We start from the raw sequence: 20,338 nt of genomic DNA on the forward strand, positions 1-20,338 counted from the left end.
GACGTAAAAATCTCTGCAAGCATTGATTTTTAAGGGATAATTGGACTTTCTCGGATGGTCTTGGAAGTACTAATGGTGCCGAAGGCCGGACTCGAACCGGCACATCTTTCGATGGTTGATTTTGAATCAACTGCGTCTACCGATTTCGCCACTTCGGCACTGAAGAGGATGCGGAAAACGTTGGGGATTATACCGTTACGTGCCCGGCGCGCAACTCTATTCCGCAGTGTTGTGCGCTAAGCGGCGAAAAAACACACGGAACCGGATAAACCCGCACTTTACCACCGCCAGAATCCTCCCAAACCGCCTTCCCCTCACTATTCCGTCGGAACTTTCTCATCCGCTCCGCCTCTTAGCAACACGAAGCACTAAACCCAACCGAGGTCGAAATGAAAAAGCGCCATATCGCCTGCGCCCTGGCAGCCCTGCTGCTGGCGGGCAATGCGTCAGCCGCAAGCTGGCAGGATCAACTGAGCAGTGCCGCCAACCAGCTCAGCCAGCAAAACAACGGTGCAGCAGGTCAGCAGAACGGCGGGCTGTCGATGTCCTCCATTACCAGCCTGCTGAACAGCAACGACAAAGCCATGAGCGCCAACAGTATGACCAATGCCGCCGGCGTGATGCAGTACTGCGTGGAGCACAACGTGGTGAAAAACAACGTGCAGTCGGTAAAAGACCAGGTGCTGAGCAAACTGGGCCTGAATACCACCGCTGCGCAGGAGCAGAAACCGGATTACACCCAGGGCGTCGCCGGGCTGCTGAACACCGGCAATGGCCAGCAGCTGAACCTGCAAAGCCTCAGCAACTCGCCGATGGGCGAGAAGCTCAAAACCAAAGCCTGTGACGTGGTGCTGAAGCAGGGTAAAAACTTTATCTCCTGACCGTCGCCTGCCAGCCCCGCGCTGGCAGGTTTATCGCCCTTCCCTTCCGCCTGTTTACCGCCTGTCAGCACCCCGCCCGCTGTCTGTATCATCTTGTATCGCAACACGTTAAGTCATAAGTTTTCCTTCCTAATGCGTTGAGCGTTATAGTGATGTTTTGGATTTGAACAGGACGGCACGCATGAAAGGTATCAACATCGCAATTTACTTCGATCCAGACCTGATCACAGCCTGCGTAAATGCGTCAGAAGGGAGCTATGTAAACAAAAAGTTCGAGTACGACGATGGCGTGATCGAAGAGATCTACCAGTGGCTCGAAGAGTACGATCCCAACCGCACGCATATCTGCCTGATTGAAAACGAAAGCGCTGAGCTGCTGGCCGACGAACTGGTGGATAACGGTTATCACGTCCATCAGGTCACCATCCACCAGCTGCTGACCTGGTTCGCCGCCGAACCACCTAAATCCCCGGATGGCACACCGATGCGCCTGATGCTGCGCTACATGGCCGAAGAACACCCGCGCGAATATGAATCCCGCACGCCGCAAACCGAAGCGTTAATGGAGATGTTCGACGAGCTGGATGCGCTGGAGATGGTGGAAGACAACGAAGACGAAGACAACCTGCCCGCCGACCTGCTGCGCAGCATGAAGAAGCATAAAATCAGCGCCAGCGATGCGGCACAGCGCCTGATCCCGGACGTGAACGAACGCATCCGCGAGCACCTGATGCAGTACCCGGAGCTGATGACGCCGGAGATCCTGCAAGACTTCTTCCCGGAGCTGCTGGAAGCGCTGGAACGGCCTAAACACTAAGCGGAATAAGGCATGCTGGAGCTAATCAAAGCTGTCGGGTTGGGACTGGTAGTAATCCTGCCGCTCGCCAACCCGCTCACCACCGTCGCGCTGTTTTTGGGCCTGGCCGGTGAGATGAATTTTCGGGAGCGCAACCGTCAGGCCCTGCAGGCGAGCATCTACGTGTTCGCCATCATGATGGTGGCCTGGTATGCGGGCAGCGCGGTGCTGCATACGTACGGCATCTCCATTCCGGGGCTGCGCATCGCGGGCGGGCTGATTGTAGCGTTTATAGGTTTTCGGATGCTGTTTCCGGCGAAGCCGGTGGGCCATTCGGTCGAAGCCAAACACAAGCACGATGAGCTGGAAACCGCGCAGGAGCCGGTGAACATCGCCTTTGTGCCGCTGGCGATGCCGAGCACCGCCGGGCCGGGGACGATCGCGATGATCATCTCCTCGGCGTCTACCGTGCGCAGCGGGGTGGATTTTCCGGCCTGGGTCATTAACGTCGCGCCGGTGCTGACGTTCCTGGTGGTGAGCGTGATTTTATGGATCTCCCTGCGCAGTTCAGGGGCGATTATGCGCCTGGTGGGCAAAGGCGGCATCGAGGCGATCTCGCGTCTGATGGGCTTTCTGCTGGTGTGCATGGGCGTGCAGTTCATTATCAACGGCGTGCTGGAAGTGATTCACACCTTCCACTGACGATCTGAGCCGCCCTTAACGGGCGGCTTATCAGCTAAGACGAAACTGGCATAGCTCAGAACAAACCGGCATTTTGACCTGTTATGGCGCGGGTTACAGTAGGGTTATCAATCATTAAGGATAACCGCCATGCGCAAACCGCTGCTCCTGCTTACTGCCCTTGCTCTCTCCTCTGCCGCCCACGCGGCAACGCCGAAAGATACGTTCGTGGTCGCCGTGCCGCTGGACGGCATTATCAGTTTTGACCCGGCGGAAAGCTTTGAAACCGTCAGCAACAGCAGCCTGCGCAACATCTACCAGACGTTACTGGAGCCGGACCATCAGGATCCGCAGAAGCTGTCCCCGCTGGCGGCGCTGCGCTGGCAGCCGGGTAAAACCCCAAACAGTCTGGTGTTCGACCTGAATCCGCAGGCGCGTTTTGCCAGCGGTAACCCGTTGACGGCGAAGGACGTGGTGTTCTCCTTTACCCGCGCGGTGAAGCTGAACAAAGCGCCCTCATTTATCCTGAGTGAATTTGGCTGGACACCGGAGAACATCGACCAGCAGCTCACCGTGATCAACGATCATCAACTGGAACTGCGCTGGCCGGCACAAATCGGGCAGGATCTGGCCCTGCGCCTGTTGACCGCGCCGGTCTCCTCCATTGTCGACAGCAAGCTGGCGCAGTCGCATGCCGCCAGTAATGATTACGGCAACGGCTGGCTGAAAACCCACTCGGCGGGCAGCGCGGCCTATGCGATCAAACAGTTCGTGCCCCTGCAGGCGCTGGTGCTGGAGGCCAATCCCAACAGCACCCAGAAAGCGCACCTGAAACGGGTGCTGCTGAAAGGCGTGGCCGACCCGGGCACCCGTCGTCTCTTGATACAGCAGGGCGATGTGGATGCGGCGTACCAGTTGGGGCCGGATCAGCTGGCCTCGCTGAAAAGCGATCCCAATGTGCACATCGCGGCCTTTCCCTCCAGCCTGATCTACTACCTGGGCTTTAACACCAAAAGCACGCAGCAGCCTGCGCTGGGTAATCCGGCCTTATGGCAGGCAGCGCGCTGGCTGGTGGACTACGACAGCCTGGCGAATCAGCTGCTGAAGGGGCAATATCGCGTGCACCAGAGCTTCCTGCCGCAGGGCTTTGACGGCGCGCTGGAGACCAAACCGTTCCACTACGATGTTGAGAAGGCCAAAGCGATTTTAGCCAAAGGCGGCATTAAGCCCGGCGCGCATATCGCGCTGTCGGTGGTGAATCAGCCGCCGTATATCGATATTGCCCAGGCGCTGCAGTCGAGCTTTGCCAAAGCCGAGGTGAATCTGGATATCCAGCCAGTGGCGGAATCGGAGCTGTGGAGCAAGATGCGCAGCCGTCAGTTCGAATCCATCTTTACCTACTGGGGCGCGGACTATATCGATCCGAACACTAACGCCAGTACCTTCGCCTATAACGTGCCAAACGGCAGCAAAACGCTGGCCTGGCGCGTGGGCTGGGATATTCCGGAGCTGAGCGCCCTGACCCGCAAAGCCGCCGGAGAAAGCGATGCCGCGAAGCGCCGGGCCGATTACGTCTCGCTGCAACAGCAGCTTCAGCAGAACTCGCCTTACGTGGTGATGCTGCAGGGCGAGGTGCAGGTCGCGCTGCGCAAGAACGTGACGCACGCCCAGCAGGGCATTGGCGTGACGCTGCTGAATTTTGAAGAGGTGCAGAAGTAAATTTCCGGGCGGCAGCACGCAATCTTTACTGACGGCTGCCGCCCCGCTGGCTATGCTTGACGCATGACTGACTATTTGTGAGTACTGCGCTATGACCGCTCCCCTGCTTATCGCCCAAACCCCTGACGTTCAACTGCATTTGCTGCCGCAGATGGCAAACCGCCACGGCCTGATCACCGGCGCGACCGGCACGGGAAAAACCGTGACGCTGCAAAAGCTGGCGGAATCCTTTTCGTCGATTGGCGTGCCGGTATTTATGGCGGATGTGAAAGGCGATCTAACCGGTGTGGCGATGGCAGGCCAGAGCAGCGAGAAGCTGCAGGCGCGACTGGCCAACATCGGCGTGACCGACTGGCAACCGCAGCGCAATCCGGTGGTGCTGTGGGACATTTTTGCGGAGAAAGGCCATCCGGTGCGCGCGACCGTGTCGGATCTGGGCCCGCTGATGCTGGCACGGCTGCTGAACCTGAACGAGGTACAGAGCGGCGTGCTGCAGATCATCTTCCGTATTGCCGACGATCAGGGCCTGCTGTTGCTGGATTTTAAAGACCTGCGCGCCATGACGCAGTACATCGGCGATAACGCGAAAAGCTTTCAGACGCAGTACGGCAATATCAACAGCGCCTCGGTGGGTGCGATCCAGCGCGGGCTGCTGGCGCTGGAAGAACAAGGCGCGGAGCACTTCTTTGGCGAGCCGATGCTGGAAATTAGCGACTGGATGCGCGTCGACAGCGACGGCAAAGGCATCATTAACATCCTGTCGGCCGAGAAGCTGTATCAGATGCCAAAGCTATATGCGACCAGCCTGCTGTGGATGCTGTCAGAACTGTATGAATACCTGCCGGAAGCGGGCGATCTGGACAAACCGAAGCTGGTGTTCTTCTTTGACGAGGCGCACCTGCTGTTTAACGATGCGCCGCCGGTGCTGCTGGAGAAGATCGAGCAGGTGATCCGCCTGATCCGATCCAAAGGCGTAGGGATCTGGTTCGTGACGCAGAATCCGGCGGACATTCCGGACACGGTGCTGGGCCAGTTGGGCAACCGGGTGCAGCATGCGCTGCGCGCTTTTACCCCGCGCGATCAGAAAGCGGTAAAAACCGCCGCCGAAACCCTGCGCGCCAATCCGGCCTTTACGACCGCAGAGGCGATCCAGGCGCTGGGCACCGGCGAAGCGCTGATCTCCTTTCTGGATGCCAAAGGCAGCCCGTCGGTGGTGGAACGGGCGATGGTGATCGCTCCCGGCTCACGCATGGGGCCGGTGAACACGGACGAGCGCAACGGACTGATCAACCATTCTCCGCTGTCGGGCAAATACGACACGGAAATCGATCGGGAATCGGCTTACGAACGTCTGCAACAGGGCGTGCAGGCCGCGAGTGACAAGGCCAATGCGCCCGAAGCCAAAGGCAATGCCGTGGCCGTCGATGACGGTATTCTGGGGGGATTAAAAGACATCCTGTTTGGCAGCACCGGTCCGCGTGGCGGCAAGCGGGATGGCGTGGTGCAAACCATGGCAAAAAGCGCGGGACGACAGATTACTAACCAGATTATTCGCGGCGTGCTGGGCAGCCTGTTTGGCGGTCGCCGTCGCTAAAGGTTGGTGGCAGCCTGGCTGCCACCTTAACGCTACTTGTGTTTCCAGCTGGTAGACACCGGGTTGGTGACGGTGTTCTTTTCCTGCGTGTAGGTGCCGTTCTGCTGGGCAATCGCCTCGCCGGTATCGACAATCGCGTTCTGGATAAACACGTTCTGCTTATCGCCGCGCACAAAGGTCAGCTGATGGAAGGCGGTCTTGTTACCCCAGTCGGTGGACGGCAGCGAGATAAAGCGCACCGTGAAGGTCTCATCATCGAACTTGCCCTGCATCACGTACACGCCGTAATGGTTTTCCCCCTGCGAGATGATTTTATAGGTGCCGTTGTCGTAGTAATAAATTTCGGCATCGGGGAAGGGTTTTTTGTCGTACATTTTACGGTAATGCAGGACCTGCTTAATGGTGGGCTTTCCGAAGCTGACGGTCAGATTTTTTCCATCGGCAGAGGTGGTCAGCCCTTCTGCGTGCGCGCCGATGCCACTCATTAACATCAACAGACTTGCGGTTGCCGTTGCGATTGCTTTCACGTGAATTCTCCTGGTCTGGTTCCATGGATAGGGTGCGTCAACGTACGGAGACTGCTCCCGAAATGTACACTGCTGTAACTGTTTATAAGAGTGGTAATTTTTAATGTTATTAGTTTTTAGGAACAGTCTGATCAGCACATCGCCCGACATGTTAAGACAGAGCGGTTTAGTACCAGACTTAACTGCGCTTTTCGGCCTGCATCGGGCAACGTTGACTTACTCAGCAGGCAAGCTGCTAAGATCAGGATATGGATAAACAACGCGAATTAAAACGGACCAAACGCCTGGCGCTCTCGCTGCTGCTGCTGGCCGCCATCACTTTTGTTGTCACGCTGTTTCTGCCGCCCAACTTCTACGTCAGCGGTATCAAAGCCATTGCCGAAGCCGCGATGGTCGGGGCGCTGGCCGACTGGTTTGCGGTGGTGGCGCTGTTTCGCCGCGTGCCGGTGCCGTTTATTGCCCGTCATACGGCCATCATTCCGCGCAATAAAAATCGCATCGGTGAGAATCTGGGCCGCTTTGTGCAGGAAAAATTTCTGGATACCGATTCGCTGCTGAATCTGATCCGCCGCCACGATCCGTCGCAGATGCTGGCAAGCTGGCTGAGCGTGCCGGACAACGCCGATCGGGTCGGTCGTCATCTGTTGCAGGTGATGCGCGGCTTTCTCGATCTGACGGATGACGCACGCATCCAGCACTTTATGCGCCGGGCGGTGCACAAGGCGATCGACAAGGTGGATCTCAGCCAGACCGGTGCGCTGATGCTGGAAAGCCTGACCAAAAATAACCGCCATCAGGAGCTGCTGGATGCCGCGGTCGATCAGTTGCTGCGGCTGCTGGATAAACCCAGTACCCGGGAATTTATTGCTAACCAGCTGGTGCGCTGGCTGAAGCGCGAGCATCCCATCAAGGCCAAAATGTTACCGACCGAGTGGCTGGGCGAGCACAGCGCAGAACTGGTGGCGAATGCGGTGGATTCGCTGCTGGATGATGTGGCGCTGGATCAGGGCCATGAACTGCGGCTGGGCTTTAACCGCGCGGTAGATCGCCTGATTGAGAAGCTGAAAAACGATCCGGAAATGGCGGAACGCGCCGAGGTGATTAAAGGCTGGCTGAAAGACGATCCTACGCTGAACCGCTATATCGGCGAGCTGTGGGGCGATCTGCGCGACTGGCTGAAAGCGGATCTCAACAGCGAGGCGTCAAAAGTGCAGGACAAGGTCCGTCAGGCGGCGCTGTGGCTGGGCGAAACCCTGGCCGCTGATGAAGGGCTGCGCAGCTCGATGAATCAGCATCTGGAAGACGCCGCCCGCAGCGTCGCGCCGGAGTTCGCAGCGTTCCTGACGCGCCATATCAGCGACACGGTGAAAAGCTGGGATGCGCGCGATATGTCGCAGCAGATCGAGCTGAATATCGGTAAGGATCTGCAGTTTATCCGCATCAACGGCACGCTGGTAGGCGGCACCATCGGGCTGGTGCTGTATTTGCTGTCGCAGATTCCGGCGCTGCTGCCGGTGGTGAAAGGCTGGCTGGCCTGATTTAACACTGCCCTGTTCTGCTTAATTCAACGACATGATTAAAGGGAGGTAAACATCACCTCCCTTAGGTGCGGCCTGAACGTGATTTACCTGAAGGACTTCACGATAATTTCAAGCAGTTGCAGTAGTGCAACCATGAGCTTCAGAAATACGCGGGCGATTTCTATCCATCTCATACGCTGGCTCCTGTGGTCAGGAGCACTTACAGCCTGCGTACCTTTCCGCTGCCTGTAACAGGCTGATTAGGTTGATAATGCATGATGTGCCCCTGGAGGTTAAGGCACTGACGGCACCACCCGTTGCAGCCAGGACTTGTCAGTCATGAAACGCATCTTTCACAGCACGGTGCGGCCTCAGAGCACATCAACATCAACCTGGAAAAGCATAACAAAAACACTGTATAAATAAACAGAAAAATACAATGATTGCGAGCGAAGCCTCAAACCAATCCAGTCAGAGCGTACAATAAAGCATCACCTGCTTGCACCATGCCGGATTAATTCGTATAGTTCAAAACGTTGATAATGCATGATGTGCACCGCACGCAATCGTGCTGACGTAAACAAAAAACCTCGCCTCACCCGCGGGGTTTTTTGTTGTCTGCGCCAGAGAATAAACGGCGGTTATGCCTGATCCAGCGCCGCCTGCGCCACGGCCATAAACTGTTTTACCCTGTCCCGATCCACATCATTCCACCAGACGCCGTCCACCTTGAGCGCACTGGCCACAATCACGCCCTGGGTGCGCCCCAGAATCTGGCAGACATTGGCGGGCGTGACGCCCGAACCCACCAGCAGCGGTAAGGCGGTGGCGGCGCGGATCTCGTCGATTTCGTCCAGCGTGGCGCTGTCGCCGGTACGCTGTCCGGTGGCGATAACCGCGTCGGCTTCAAAGAAATCAACGTCGCGGGTCAGTTCCTGAATGGAGCGGTCGGCGACTATCGCATGGCTGCCGTGTTTAACGTGGCTGTCGGCAAACACCCGAATATGTTCGGCACGTAGCTGGCTGCGGTAGCGCAGCGCTTTGGCGGCGGCCCCTTCAATAAAGCCTTCGTTGGCGATGTAGGCATTCGCCCACTGGTTGACGCGGATAAAATCCGCCCCGCCCGCCAGCGCGGTGGCAAAGGCAGGCAGCGCGGCATTCGCCAGCACGTTAATACCCAGCGGTACGCCAAAACGTTCGCGCACTTTTTCCGTAATTACCGCCATTAATGCCGGCGTTTCCGGGCCAATATCCTCGGGTTTTGAAAAGGGAATATCGCCATGATTTTCCACGATCAGGCCGTGAACACCGCCGAGAATATAGTTTTCGGCATCGCGTAAGGCGCGCTCAATGATCGCGCTGACGGATTTGCCGCGATATTTTGGCGAGCCCGGAAACGGGTCACAGTGAATCACGCCAATAACGGCTTTGGGGCGGGAAAATATCGCTTGTATTGCGTCATTTTTTTCTGCTGATATAGCAACCATCGCGTCTTTATCCTGTTCAGGAAAACACTATGCGTGTTTATGTGGCTGGTAATATTACTGTCGATGAAACCTGGTCTGTCACGGATATTCCGGCTAAGGGCGCCTCTGTACATGGTTATCACCGTTCGCAGGATATCGGCGGTAAAGGTGCGAATCAGGCGATCGTATTATCCCGCTGCGGCATCGAAACTTATTTACTTGCCGCGACCGGTCATGACAGCAAAGGAAACTGGATCCGTCAGCAGCTTATAAACGAGCCGGTGACGTTACTGCCTGCACAGCCTGTTGCGGCCCTGAGCGATACCTCGCTTATTATAAACAGCGCCGACGGCGATAACGCCATTATTACCAGTACAGCGGCGGCTGAGGCGCTGGATATCACGACGCTCAGTCACCATCTTGCCGGCGCGCGTCCGGGCGATCTGCTGGTCCAGCAGGGTAATTTCTCGCCCGGGAAAACCCACGCGCTGTTCAGCCTGGCGAAATCCCTTGGTCTGATCACCGTCTTTAACCCCTCGCCGGTGAACGCCGGTTTTCGCGCGTGCTGGCCGCAGGTGGATATCGCGGTAGTGAATCAGCATGAAGCCCAACAGTTAGCGCCCGGCGCCGTTAAAACGTTAGTGGTTACTCACGGCAGCGCCGGGGCCTGGCTGATTCAGGGCGAGCAGCGGACGTTTTGCCCGGCGCAGGTCGCCAGTGCCGTGGATACCACCGGTGCAGGCGATACCTTTCTTGCCGTGATGCTGGCATCCGCACTCCTCCGTGGGGGCGAGATTGATAAGTTAGCACTTACTCATGCCAGTAAGGCTGCCGCGCTGACCGTCAGTCGGCATGGCACACGTCAGGCCTTTCCCACCGCAGAGGAGCTCGCCGCGCTGCTCCAGGCAGGCGGCGAGTCAGCGGTTATTTAAACATCGCGCGATAGCTGTCCACGTTAGCTTTGGTCACTACTGTGGCCGGCACCAGAATGGTTTTCGACACGGTTTTGCCTGCGGTAATCGCGTTCAGAGCCTTCACCGCCTCTTCACCCATCTTTTTCGGGTCCTGTTGCAGGACAGCCGTGACATACCCGCCATCAATGCCGCTGATAGCTTTAGAGGTCAGATCCCAGCCAAAGACTTTGATGTCTTTCTGGCGGCCCTGGTTTTCCACCGCCGCAATCGCGCCCAGCAGGGCCGGTTCGCCGGTCGCGTAGATGGCGGTTAAATCCGGGTTGCCGGTGATCAGGTTTTCTGCCGCCGTCATCGCCGTATCCTGCACGTTCTGGCCATCAACCACATCCGCGACGGTGATGCCTGGATGACTTTTAATGGTTTCTTCAAACCCTTTTTGACGCTGGTTCTGCACGGCTGAGTTCAGCGCGCCCACAATGCCCAGTCGCGCTTTGCCGCCCATATTTTTCGCCACGTAGTCGACAAAATATTTACCAATAATTTTGCCGCCTTCCAGGTTATCCACGCCCACCTGTGCCGCCTGTGGGCCCGCCGGTAATACCGCATCAATCGCAATGACCGGTATTTTGGCGGCGGCCGCTTCTTTAATAGCAGGCATAATGCCGTTGACGTCAATCGCGTCCACCATAATGCCCTTCACGCCCTGCTGAATATAATTTTCGATCGCGTCGTTTTGCGATACGGGATTATCGTTGGCGTTAAAGATTACTAAATTTTTACCGCTGGCTTTCGCGGCTTCCTGTGCGCCCTGATTCATCTGATTAAAAAACAGGGCCTGCTGATTAATCTGAACCAGCGCATACGTCGTGGCGGCGTGCGCCAGTGAAAATAACGAACCCGCAGACAGTAAGCCGGTAGCCAGCGCAACCACGCGCAGTTTTCTGGTGTTAAATGCCATCATCATAAAATTCCTCGTCGGGAATGTGCGATAACCAGTCGATCTCCGCATCGTAATGCAGAGGGATTATTGTTGGCGGGCAAATATCGTCTGAATGGCTGATTCAGCCAGGACCTGAATAACCGACTTTCTGTTCGCCGTCCATTATGGTGAACTTGTGAAAGGGATTAATCGGGTTTGGGAGTGACTCCCGGGTCATGCGGTAAACTGTCTCTACCATTCGCTTCCGGCAAAATTTTGTCAAGCGATTATTTTATCGTCAGCGGTCAGGGAAAACACTGTATTCGCTGCGCGTAACTGTGTTACTGATAGCCGATTCCGGGCAAGATGGCAGAAGATATGAGTAAAAAACGGGTGTTGTTATCCGACGTCGCAGCGCTGGCCGGGCTGTCAAAAGCGACCGTATCCCGCTATATGAATCAAAGCATTATGCTGCCGCAGGAAACCATCGACCGGATTGAAGCAGCGATTCGTCAACTGGATTATCGCGGTAACAGCCTGGCACGCCGTCTGAGCAAGGGCGGCAGCGAAACCTTAGGGCTGGTCTTGCCCGATATTACCAACCCCTTCTTTGCCGAACTGGCCGATGCCGCCGAAGAAGCCGCCTCGGCACACGGCTACAGCCTGGTGCTGTGCCTCACCCGCAACCATCCTGACAAAGAGAGCCAGTTTATTCGCTGGCTGGATACCTGCCAGGTGGATGGCCTGCTGTTTACCACTAACCATCCTGATAACGGCCTGTTACGCAAAGAAATTAACCGCCACCAGCGCATCGTACTGCTGGATGAAGACATTCCCGGCAGCATGGTGCCCAAGGTCTTTGCCGATAACGTACAGGGCGGCCGGATTGCCACCGAAAACCTGATCGCCGCCGGTCACCGCCATATCGCCTTTGTCGGCGGGCCGGATGAGCTGATGAGTGTGCGCGAACGCTATCAGGGCTTTTGCACCGCGATGACGCAGGCGGGCCTGCACGTGCCGCCCGAATGGGTGATGTACGGCGAATACCAGCGTGAATTCGGTGAGCAGGCGCTGGAACGGCTGTTCAGCTGCGATGAGCGCCCTACCGCTGTCTTTGCCGCCAGTGATTATCTGGTGCTGGGACTGCTGGATGGCCTGCGCGCACGCGGACTCACAGCCCCTGAGGCGCTGTCGCTGGTGGGCTTTGATGACGCGACCTATGCCGACTTTACCCAACCGCGCATTTCTACCATCCGCCAGCCCGCGCGGGAACTGGGCCGCACGGCGGTTCACATCATGTTGCGCATTCTGAATGACGACCTCGCCGTGCCCGCCGAAACCCGCCTGCCGGTGGAATGGGTGGCGCGCGATTCAATACAAATGTGTTAACAACGTCCCAAAATGGCGCAAAAGCGCACAATTTTAGCGCAAATAACGCGCTTTTTAATTTCACAGCGTTATAGTGAGTAAACCGGTTTACCTGAAATTAACATTTAAATGTTTTGCATTACAAAAGGTTAGACCGTGAATGTCGCGCCTGTTCCCAGGCTGGCACGGAAGCTGCAATGTCGTACCCGGCAAACAAATATCGTTGTAGCGCGTTGTTCTGTATGTAATGACAAAGGGTTTATCTTGCAGGTAAACCGGTTTACAAGGGCGTAAACCGTGCCGGATAACCTCTTTTTACCCACAGAACAACTTTCCCGTTAGCGGTGATGGGAGTGATCACATGCAGCAAATACAACCTGCCCCGGCACGGGTAGAAATGGTGAATATTACCAAGACTTACGGCGCGATACGGTCCCTGCGCGGCGTCAATCTGCAACTGGCCCCGGGCGAAGTGCTGGGCCTGGTGGGCGATAACGGCGCGGGTAAATCCACGCTGACCAAAGTGCTGTCTGGCGCAGTCGTGCCCACCAGCGGCACGATTCGTATCGATGGTGAAGACCAGCATTTCAGTAACCCGGCGGATTCCCGCCGCTGCCATATCGAGATGGTGTATCAGGACCTGTCGCTGTGCGACACCGTCGATGTGGCGGGCAACCTGTTTATGGGACGTGAGCCGATGAAGTCAATTCTCGGCATTCCGTTTCTGGACGAAGAAAAAATGCACGCTGACGCGCGGGAAATGCTGAAAGGCCTGGGCATTTCAATCCCCGACACGCGCTTACTGGTGCGCAATCTATCCGGCGGTCAGCGCCAGGCGATTGCCATTGCGCGCGCCGCCGCCTTCGATCCCAAAGTGCTGATTATGGATGAACCCACCGCCGCGCTGGCCGTCGCCGAAGTCGAGGCGGTGCTGGAGTTGATCCGTCGGGTCTCGGCGCGTGGCGTGAGCGTCATCCTGATCACCCATCGCTTACAGGATCTGTTCCTGGTGTGCGATCGCATCATGGTGATGTACGAGGGCACCAACGTAGCGGAGCGCCGCGTGGCCGACACGGATCTGACCGAGATCGTCAATTTGATCGTGGGTGAGAAGTTTGTCGCCCGCTCGGCCGCCGCGCACTGAGCGAGGTAACAGGATGACTATTATGAATCTGAGCAGTTCCCGTATGGCGCAACACTCGTTGCCACGCCGCCTGCTGCACAACCACTCTGGCGTGGTGAGCATCGCGCTGTTTTTTGTGTTCTGCTGCGTGGTGTTCTCCCTGATCACCGGCAACTTTCTCAGCAGTGCTAACTGGCTGAATATCATTCGCCAGAGCGCGCCGCTGCTGATCGTCGCCACGGCGATGACGCTGGTGATCACCACGGGCGGCATCGATCTTTCCGTAGGATCGACGCTGGCGCTGGTCGGCGCGTTGTCCGCTATCGCGCTGAATAACTGGGGCCTGCCCTGGCCGGTGGTGTTGCTGGGTGGCCTGCTGCTGGGCGCGCTGGTAGGAGCCATCAACGGCTTCTTTATCGCCTATGAAGGCATTCCGGCCTTTATCGTCACGCTGGCGACGCTGGCGGTGGTGCGCGGCGTGGCGCTGCTGATTACGCAGGGCTATTCCATTCCCATCCCTGCCGACAGCCCGTTCGCTTTTATGGGCCGCGCCTGGGTACTGGGCGTGCCGATGCCCGCGCTGATCGGCATCGTAGTGCTGATCGTCGGCCATATCGTGCTGAATCATATGCGCTTTGGTCGCTATGTCACGGCGATCGGCGCGAATGCGGAAGGCGCGCGCCGGAGCGGCATTAACACCAAAGCCGTGACCATGAAGGTTTACATCATCAGCGGCATGGCGGCGGCGCTGGCGGGCATGATCATCACCGCGCGTCTGGGCAGCGGCTCCTCCAACCAGGGCGAAGGCTTCGAGTTACAGGTTATCGCTGCGGTGGTGCTGGGCAGTACCAGCCTGTTCGGTGGTTTCGGTACCGTTATCGGCACGCTGCTCGGCGCGCTGTCGATTGCCATCATCCAGAACGGCCTGATTTTGTCGCATATCTCCCCGTTTTATACGCAGATCGCCACCGGTACGATTATTTTGCTGGCCATCTGGCTGAACACCCGCATTCTCAACCCGACGCGATCGGCGGCGAAAGGATAGCTGATGAAACATTCTATTTTTCGCCATCCCGATCCGCTGCCGCTGGGCATCAACAGCGGCTATGTGATGACCGTACTCGGTCCGCTGCCGGTGAATGAAATGGGCGTGACGCTGATGCACGAACATATTCTGCTGGATGCCTCCGGCAAGTGGGTGCCGCCCTGCTGCTGTGGCGATCGTCACCTGGCGGAAATGCCGGTCAGCATCGAAAACCTGGGCGAGCTGTCGCTTAACCCGCTGATCAGTCGCGATAACTGCCAGCTGTTTGATGTGGATTTGGCGATTGAAGAGCTGATGAAGTTTCGTGCACTGGGCGGCGAGACGGTGGTGGATCCCACCAATATCGGCATTGGCCGTGACCCGAAAGCGCTGCAGCGCATCGCGCGCCTGACCGGGCTGAACATCATTATGAGCACCGGACTGTATCTGGAGCCATCTCATCCGGACTGGGTCAAAACGATCAGCATCGAAGCGCTTGCTGACAAGCTGATTTACGACCTGGGCGGCCGGGAAGAGAAACCTGAGGTGCTGGCCGGTTTGATCGGCGAAATCGGCGTTTCCAGCCGCTTTACTCCCAACGAGGAGAAATCCCTGCGGGCGGCGGGCCGCGCCAGTGCCGCGACACGGGTGCCGGTTGAGGTGCATCTGCCCGGCTGGGAGCGATTAGGCCATCGGGTACTGGATATTCTGGAAGAAGAAGGCGCTGACCTGCGTCACGTGGTGCTGTGCCACATGAACCCCAGCTTTGCCGATAAGCGCTACCAGCGCGACCTGGCGCAGCGCGGCGCCTTTCTGGAATACGACATGATCGGCATGAGCTATTACTACGCCGATGAGTCCGCGCAGTCACCATCCGATGAAGAGAATGCCCGCGCCATTCGCGAGCTGATCGATGACGGCTTTATCGAACAGATTTTGTTATCGCAGGACGTGTTCCTGAAAACCATGCTGACCCGCTACGGTGGTCACGGCTATGGCTACATCCTTAAACATTTTGTCCCGCGCCTGAAACGCCACGGCGTCAGCGGCGAACAACTTGAAACCTTACTGATTGCTAACCCACAGCGCGTTTTTGGTGGGTAAGGGAGAAGCGTAATGCAGAAGAAAATTTTACTGGTCGGGGAATCCTGGACAAGCACATCCGTTCACGTCAAAGGCTTCGATCAGTTTGCCACCGCCACCTGGCACAATGGCGCAACCGACTTTATGGCGGCGCTGGCCGACAGTGATTATGCCATTACCTACATGCCCGCTCATGCCGCCGCGACCGAGTTTCCGCTGACGCCTGCCGGGCTTCAGCAGTGGGATGCGATTATTCTGTCCGACATCGGCGCCAATACGTTGCTGCTGCACCCGGATACCTGGCTGAAGAGCCAGCGCACGGCAAACCGCCTGACGCTGATCCACGACTACGTGGCGGCGGGCGGCGCGCTGATGATGATTGGCGGCTACTTTAGTTTTCAGGGCATCAACGGCGGCGCGCGCTATCGCAACACGGCGGTCGAGAAGGTGCTGCCGGTGCGCTGCCTGGCCTGGGATGACCGCATCGAAACGCCCGAAGGGGCCTATCCCAGTGTGACCGAATCTCACGCGCTGTTTACCGATATGCCGGGCGACTGGCCATGGTTACTGGGCTATAACGAAGTGGAAATGCACCCGGAAGGTAAACTGCTGGCGACCATTGCCGGAACGTCACATCCGCTGCTGGCGGTGCGCGAATATCAGCAGGGCCGCTCGCTGGTCTGGACCAGCGATATGTCTGCCCACTGGCTGCCGCAGGAATTTGCTCAGTGGCCGGGTTATCGCCAGCTGTGGATCAACTGCCTGGACTGGTTAACGGTGCGCGGCTGATGAGCGAGAGCCAGACGCTGGCGCAGCAGCTGTTGCGCTTTGACACCATTAATCCGCCGGGCAACGAAGCAGCCTGCATGCATTTTCTGGCGGACTGGCTGGCGGAACGGGGCTTTGACGTCACCCTGTCCACCTTCGGCGAAAACCGCCTGAACCTGATTGCCAGCCTGCCTGGCCGCCAGCCCGGACCGCAACTGGGATTTACCGGCCATCTGGATACGGTTCCGCTCGGCAATGCCGACTGGCAGCACGATCCGTTCGGTGAAATCGTCGGGGATAAACTGTATGGGCGCGGTTCGAGTGATATGAAGGCCGCCGTTGCGGCCTTTGCCGTCGCCTGCGTTACGCACCAGCAGGCGATTCGACAGGGTTCCGGCGTGGTGATGTTGATTACCGGCGGCGAAGAAACAGGCTGCGATGGTGCGCGGGCGCTAATCGACAGCGCTGACCTGCCCGAAGTGGGCGCGTTGATCGTCGGCGAGCCCACCGCCAACTATCCGGTTATCGGCCATAAAGGCGCACTCTGGCTGCGCTGTGAAACCCGGGGCAAAACGGCCCACGGCGCGATGCCGGAGCTGGGTATCAATGCCATTTATCTGGCGGCGGACGCGCTGGGCAAAATTCAGCATTTCTCACCCGGCGCGCCGCATCCGCTGATGAAGCAGCCGACCCTCAACGTCGGCCGCATCGTGGGCGGTCTGAACATTAACTCCGTGCCCGATCGCACGCAGTTTGACGTGGATATCCGCAGCGCCCCCAATCTGCAGCACGCCACCATTCGTCAGCAGCTCACGACGTTACTGGGCGACAGCGTAACGGTGACCACGCTGGTGGATCTGCCCGCGGTGCTGAGCGAAGACAATCAGGCCTGGATTCAGTCGGTTTATCAGCACTGCCAGCCGTTACATGATGCCCCGCTGACACCGCGCATTGTGCCCTACTTCACCGATGCGTCCTTACTGCTGCCCGCGCTGGGCAATCCGCCCTGTATTATCCTCGGCCCCGGCGAGCCGTCGATGGCGCACCAGACCGATGAATACTGTCTGCTGAGCCGGTTAGCGGAAGCGGAGGTGCTGTATGGTGCGTTGATTCACGACTGGATGACGTGATGAAGAGATGATGCATGCACGGAGCGGCGTCAGCCCCGCTTTCCTGAGTCTTAATCTTTTCCTGCACGGCTGTTTTTTTCACTTCAAACCTTTCCGCCTTTACGCTGCGCCGACACGGTCTGATATGGACGTAAAAGCCATCAGGGATTTCCCCTCTATAATGATTGCGGTGTTTCAGGCCAGAGAGAACATGATGAGACGGCGAGCATGCGTGATAAAGCGTTATGTTTCTGCATATCCTGATCCCCTTTTCGTGGAGGCAGGCGACGTTGCGGTGGTCAGCCACTGTGATCTGGCATGGCGAGGCTGGCTGTGGATAATTTTGCCCGGTGGAAAAGCAGGCTGGGCACCTCAGCAATACTTTTCGCTACGTAGTCCAAATCAGGTTATCTGTCGGCAAACCTACAGTGCGCAGGAACTGACGGTTAGTCCTGGTGAGCGGGTGAGCGTAACGACATCGCTGAACGACTGGTACTGGGCTGAACGCGCATCGGGCGAGTGCGGCTGGGTGCCTGGAGAATGCATCAGGCTGTTGGATGACTGACCGATGCGTAGTAGCTGCAAACAAAAAGGCCGCCCGAAAGGCGGCCTTTTTCACGGCAGGCGATTAGCGCCGTTTTACCAGCATAAACAGACTGATGGCAAAGAAGACGAAACTTGGCAGTATCGCGCCGAAAATCGGCGGCAGGCCGTAAACCAGGCTGAGCGGGCCGAAAATCTGGTCCAGCACATAGAACAGAAAGCCGAAGCTGATGCCGGTCACCACGCGAACGCCCATTGAAACGCTGCGCAGGGGGCCGAAGATAAACGACAGCGCCATCAGCATCATCACCGCAACCGACAGCGGCTGGAAGATCTTGCTCCACATGTTCAGGCGGTAACGACCGGATTCCTGGCCGCTCTGCTTCAGGTATTTACTGTAATCGTAAAGGCCGGTAATCGAGAGCGCATCCGGATCCAGCGCCACCACGCCCAGCTTGTCAGGCGTCAGATTTGTTTTCCATTCGCCGCCCAGGCTTTGTGAGCCGGTAATTTGTTTGGGATCGGTGAGGTTCGATTCATCCACCTGCGACAGCACCCACAGCTTTTTGTCTTTATCCCACTTGGCCGAGGCCGCGTAGCGAACATTCTCTAAGCGGCGCGCGTCGTTGAAGCTATAAATACTGACGCCATCGATCTCATCGTCGCCTTTAATGCGCTCAATGTAGATAAAGCTGTTGCCGTCTTTTGCCCACAGGCCGTTTTGTGTTGAAACCAGCGCGCCGCCGTAGAGCTGCTGCGCGCGGAAATTACGCGCCATCTGCTCGCCCTGCGGGGCAACGAACTCGCCGATAGCCATGGTCAACAGGACCAGCGGAATCGCCGTTTTCATCACCGACAGCGCCACCTGCATGCGGGTAAAACCCGCCGCCTGCATCACGACCAGCTCACTGCGCTGCGCCAGCGTTCCCAGTCCCAGCAATGCGCCTAACAGGGCGGCCATCGGGAAGAAGATTTCGATATCTTTTGGCACGCTCAGCAAGGTGTAGTAGCCCGCATCCAGCGCGCTGTATGCACCCTGCCCGGTCTTACGCAACTGATCGACGAACTTGATGATGCCGGACAGCGAGACCAGCATAAACAGCGTGAGCAGAATGGTATTAAAGATGGTTTTACCAATGTAGCGATCAAGAACGCGAAACATCAGATCGATCCTCCGCGTGAAAAGCGCGCGCGAATCCGGCGCGCAGGCACCGTATCCCACAGGTTGAGCACAATCGCTAACGCCAGGTAGCTGAGGTTAACCACCCACATCCAGATGGCCGGATCCAGGCGGCCTTTGGCTCCACTTGAACGCAAAGAACTCTGCAGCAGGAAGAAAATCAGGTACAGCAGCATGGCGGGCAGCATGGACAGTACGCGCCCCTGACGTGGATTGACCACGCTGAGTGGTACCACCATCAGGGCCATCACCAGCACAGAGAACACCAGCGTCAGACGCCAGTGAAACTCGGCCTTAAATTCCGGCGTGTTGTTGGCGTAGAGCGTGCTCAGGGGAGCCTGATCCACATCGTTAGGATCCAGCGTCGCCTGCTTATAGCCTATATAGGCCTGGTAGTTGGTGAAATCCGTAATGCGGAAATCACGTAACAACGCTGTGCCCTCAAAGCGAGTACCTTTGTCCAGGGTGACGATCTGCGAACCGTCTTTTTCCTGTTGCATATGGCCGCTGTCGGCCAGTACGACGGACGGGCGGGCATTGCCTTTTGGCCGTAGCTGCGCCAGGAAGACATGGCCGAAATGGTTGCCTTTTACGTCTTCCACGAACAGCACATTATTGCCGTCGCTGGAGGTCTGAAACTGCCCGGCCGCCATGGCCGCTGCGCCGGGGTTGGCCTTGGCGTTTTGCGTAACCTGATCCTGATAACGTGACGACCAGGGGCCGAGCCAGATGACGTTAATCGCGGCCACAATCGACGTGAACAGCATCAGAATCATCGCCGCTTTGACCAGCACCGCTTTGCTCAGCCCGCAAGCGTGCATCACGGTGATTTCACTTTCCGTATACAGCCTTCCCAGCGTCATTAAAATCGCCAGAAACAGGCTAAGGGGCAGAATAAGTTGCGCCATTTCAGGCACACCGAGTCCTAACAGCGTCAGAACAAGGTTTGTCGGCACTTCGCCATCCACCGCAGCCCCTAAAATCCTGACCAACTTCTGGCAGAAGAAGATCAACAACAGGATAAACAGGATAGCCAGCTGGCTTTTGAGCGTTTCCCGAACCAGATATCTAATAATGATCACGCTTAATACGCCTGTGAAAACTTGTCTTTTTGCAGGAAAAT

General features: G+C 57.3%; 19 protein-coding genes and 1 tRNA gene. 14 read left to right on the top strand and 6 right to left on the bottom strand.

Annotation, left to right across the window (positions count from 1 at the left end; genetic code table 11):
• Nucleotides 1-73 precede the first annotated feature (73 nt).
• Nucleotides 74-158 (bottom strand) — tRNA-Leu (locus C1N59_RS17600).
• Nucleotides 159-389: 231 nt separating this feature from the next.
• Between C1N59_RS17600 and C1N59_RS17605 the strand changes: the two genes are divergently transcribed.
• From C1N59_RS17605 to C1N59_RS17625, 5 genes are all read left to right on the top strand, one after another.
• Complete coding sequence (locus tag C1N59_RS17605; protein ID WP_006121821.1) at nucleotides 390-881, top strand: DUF2501 domain-containing protein; 492 nt, start codon at nucleotides 390-392, stop codon at nucleotides 879-881.
• 181 nt (nucleotides 882-1,062) lie between these two features.
• Nucleotides 1,063-1,698, top strand: a complete 636-nt coding sequence (locus C1N59_RS17610; RefSeq protein ID WP_006121820.1) for a hypothetical protein — start codon at nucleotides 1,063-1,065, stop codon at nucleotides 1,696-1,698.
• 12 nt (nucleotides 1,699-1,710) lie between these two features.
• Nucleotides 1,711-2,379, top strand: a complete 669-nt coding sequence (locus C1N59_RS17615; protein WP_394549982.1) for a MarC family NAAT transporter — start codon at nucleotides 1,711-1,713, stop codon at nucleotides 2,377-2,379.
• A gap of 129 nt (nucleotides 2,380-2,508) precedes the next feature.
• A complete protein-coding gene (locus tag C1N59_RS17620; protein WP_394549983.1) occupies nucleotides 2,509-4,077 on the top strand; it encodes an ABC transporter substrate-binding protein in 1,569 nt (522 codons plus the stop codon).
• 91 nt (nucleotides 4,078-4,168) lie between these two features.
• Nucleotides 4,169-5,671 (top strand): helicase HerA-like C-terminal domain-containing protein, encoded by a 1,503-nt coding sequence (locus C1N59_RS17625; protein ID WP_289367781.1) that lies wholly within the window; start codon nucleotides 4,169-4,171, stop codon nucleotides 5,669-5,671.
• Nucleotides 5,672-5,703: 32 nt separating this feature from the next.
• Here C1N59_RS17625 and C1N59_RS17630 read toward each other — a convergent pair whose 3' ends face one another.
• On the bottom strand, nucleotides 5,704-6,198 hold the full coding sequence (locus C1N59_RS17630) for a hypothetical protein (protein ID WP_006121814.1): 495 nt from the start codon (nucleotides 6,196-6,198) through the stop codon (nucleotides 5,704-5,706).
• 248 nt (nucleotides 6,199-6,446) lie between these two features.
• Between C1N59_RS17630 and C1N59_RS17635 the strand changes: the two genes are divergently transcribed.
• Complete coding sequence (locus C1N59_RS17635) at nucleotides 6,447-7,736, top strand: DUF445 domain-containing protein (RefSeq protein ID WP_205952555.1); 1,290 nt, start codon at nucleotides 6,447-6,449, stop codon at nucleotides 7,734-7,736.
• Between the two features lie 623 nt (nucleotides 7,737-8,359).
• On the opposite strand, the gene C1N59_RS17640 is transcribed toward C1N59_RS17635, so the two are convergent.
• Nucleotides 8,360-9,205: a BtpA/SgcQ family protein gene (locus tag C1N59_RS17640; protein ID WP_205953989.1), complete on the bottom strand. Its 846-nt coding sequence runs from the start codon at nucleotides 9,203-9,205 to the stop codon at nucleotides 8,360-8,362.
• Nucleotides 9,206-9,234: 29 nt separating this feature from the next.
• Here C1N59_RS17640 and C1N59_RS17645 point away from each other — a divergent pair, with 29 nt between their 5' ends.
• Nucleotides 9,235-10,116, top strand: coding sequence for a PfkB family carbohydrate kinase (locus C1N59_RS17645; protein WP_394549984.1), 882 nt, complete (start codon nucleotides 9,235-9,237; stop codon nucleotides 10,114-10,116).
• Here C1N59_RS17645 and C1N59_RS17650 read toward each other — a convergent pair.
• Entirely contained in the window at nucleotides 10,109-11,059 is a 951-nt protein-coding gene (locus C1N59_RS17650; protein WP_054688480.1) for an ABC transporter substrate-binding protein, read from the bottom strand. The genes C1N59_RS17645 and C1N59_RS17650 overlap by 8 nt on opposite strands.
• 324 nt (nucleotides 11,060-11,383) lie before the next feature.
• Here C1N59_RS17650 and C1N59_RS17655 point away from each other — a divergent pair, with 324 nt between their 5' ends.
• The 7 genes from C1N59_RS17655 to C1N59_RS17685 all read left to right on the top strand — a co-directional run bounded on the left by C1N59_RS17655 (nucleotide 11,384) and on the right by C1N59_RS17685 (nucleotide 18,057).
• The gene (locus tag C1N59_RS17655) at nucleotides 11,384-12,406 is read left to right on the top strand and encodes a LacI family DNA-binding transcriptional regulator (RefSeq protein ID WP_054688220.1); all 1,023 of its coding nucleotides are present in this window, start codon (nucleotides 11,384-11,386) and stop codon (nucleotides 12,404-12,406) included.
• A gap of 376 nt (nucleotides 12,407-12,782) precedes the next feature.
• Nucleotides 12,783-13,529: an ATP-binding cassette domain-containing protein gene (locus C1N59_RS17660; RefSeq protein ID WP_161784123.1), complete on the top strand. Its 747-nt coding sequence runs from the start codon at nucleotides 12,783-12,785 to the stop codon at nucleotides 13,527-13,529.
• A 22-nt stretch (nucleotides 13,530-13,551) separates the two neighbouring features.
• Complete coding sequence (locus tag C1N59_RS17665) at nucleotides 13,552-14,553, top strand: ABC transporter permease (RefSeq protein ID WP_161784121.1); 1,002 nt, start codon at nucleotides 13,552-13,554, stop codon at nucleotides 14,551-14,553.
• Between the two features lie 3 nt (nucleotides 14,554-14,556).
• Nucleotides 14,557-15,636 (top strand): phosphotriesterase family protein, encoded by a 1,080-nt coding sequence (locus C1N59_RS17670; protein ID WP_054634582.1) that lies wholly within the window; start codon nucleotides 14,557-14,559, stop codon nucleotides 15,634-15,636.
• A 12-nt stretch (nucleotides 15,637-15,648) separates the two neighbouring features.
• Nucleotides 15,649-16,404: a glutamine amidotransferase gene (locus C1N59_RS17675; protein ID WP_033739233.1), complete on the top strand. Its 756-nt coding sequence runs from the start codon at nucleotides 15,649-15,651 to the stop codon at nucleotides 16,402-16,404.
• Nucleotides 16,404-17,513: a M20 family metallopeptidase gene (locus C1N59_RS17680; protein WP_394550906.1), complete on the top strand. Its 1,110-nt coding sequence runs from the start codon at nucleotides 16,404-16,406 to the stop codon at nucleotides 17,511-17,513. The genes C1N59_RS17675 and C1N59_RS17680 overlap by 1 nt, the downstream gene beginning before the upstream one ends.
• Before the next feature lie 211 nt (nucleotides 17,514-17,724).
• Nucleotides 17,725-18,057, top strand: coding sequence for an SH3 domain-containing protein (locus tag C1N59_RS17685; RefSeq protein ID WP_241492924.1), 333 nt, complete (start codon nucleotides 17,725-17,727; stop codon nucleotides 18,055-18,057).
• 63 nt (nucleotides 18,058-18,120) lie between these two features.
• Here C1N59_RS17685 and lptG read toward each other — a convergent pair whose 3' ends face one another.
• Both lptG and lptF read right to left on the bottom strand, forming a co-directional pair.
• On the bottom strand, nucleotides 18,121-19,197 hold the full coding sequence (gene lptG / locus C1N59_RS17690) for an LPS export ABC transporter permease LptG (RefSeq protein WP_054634584.1): 1,077 nt from the start codon (nucleotides 19,195-19,197) through the stop codon (nucleotides 18,121-18,123).
• The gene (lptF, locus tag C1N59_RS17695) at nucleotides 19,197-20,297 is read right to left on the bottom strand and encodes an LPS export ABC transporter permease LptF (RefSeq protein ID WP_033739230.1); all 1,101 of its coding nucleotides are present in this window, start codon (nucleotides 20,295-20,297) and stop codon (nucleotides 19,197-19,199) included. Before lptF ends, lptG begins: the two co-directional genes overlap by 1 nt.
• Nucleotides 20,298-20,338 lie beyond the last annotated feature (41 nt).

Source organism: Pantoea sp. SGAir0183, assembly GCF_043545505.1.

Coding starts and splice junctions, on each gene's coding strand:
- C1N59_RS17605 (WP_006121821.1), top strand. CDS start 390: ATGAAAAAGCGCCATATCGCCTGCGCCCTGGCAGCCCTGCTGCTGGCG.
- C1N59_RS17610 (WP_006121820.1), top strand. CDS start 1,063: ATGAAAGGTATCAACATCGCAATTTACTTCGATCCAGACCTGATCACA.
- C1N59_RS17615 (WP_394549982.1), top strand. CDS start 1,711: ATGCTGGAGCTAATCAAAGCTGTCGGGTTGGGACTGGTAGTAATCCTG.
- C1N59_RS17620 (WP_394549983.1), top strand. CDS start 2,509: ATGCGCAAACCGCTGCTCCTGCTTACTGCCCTTGCTCTCTCCTCTGCC.
- C1N59_RS17625 (WP_289367781.1), top strand. CDS start 4,169: ATGACCGCTCCCCTGCTTATCGCCCAAACCCCTGACGTTCAACTGCAT.
- C1N59_RS17635 (WP_205952555.1), top strand. CDS start 6,447: ATGGATAAACAACGCGAATTAAAACGGACCAAACGCCTGGCGCTCTCG.
- C1N59_RS17640 (WP_205953989.1), bottom strand. CDS start 9,205: ATGGTTGCTATATCAGCAGAAAAAAATGACGCAATACAAGCGATATTT.
- C1N59_RS17645 (WP_394549984.1), top strand. CDS start 9,235: ATGCGTGTTTATGTGGCTGGTAATATTACTGTCGATGAAACCTGGTCT.
- C1N59_RS17650 (WP_054688480.1), bottom strand. CDS start 11,059: ATGATGGCATTTAACACCAGAAAACTGCGCGTGGTTGCGCTGGCTACC.
- C1N59_RS17655 (WP_054688220.1), top strand. CDS start 11,384: ATGGCAGAAGATATGAGTAAAAAACGGGTGTTGTTATCCGACGTCGCA.
- C1N59_RS17660 (WP_161784123.1), top strand. CDS start 12,783: ATGGTGAATATTACCAAGACTTACGGCGCGATACGGTCCCTGCGCGGC.
- C1N59_RS17665 (WP_161784121.1), top strand. CDS start 13,552: ATGAATCTGAGCAGTTCCCGTATGGCGCAACACTCGTTGCCACGCCGC.
- C1N59_RS17670 (WP_054634582.1), top strand. CDS start 14,557: ATGAAACATTCTATTTTTCGCCATCCCGATCCGCTGCCGCTGGGCATC.
- C1N59_RS17675 (WP_033739233.1), top strand. CDS start 15,649: ATGCAGAAGAAAATTTTACTGGTCGGGGAATCCTGGACAAGCACATCC.
- C1N59_RS17680 (WP_394550906.1), top strand. CDS start 16,404: ATGAGCGAGAGCCAGACGCTGGCGCAGCAGCTGTTGCGCTTTGACACC.
- lptG (WP_054634584.1), bottom strand. CDS start 19,197: ATGTTTCGCGTTCTTGATCGCTACATTGGTAAAACCATCTTTAATACC.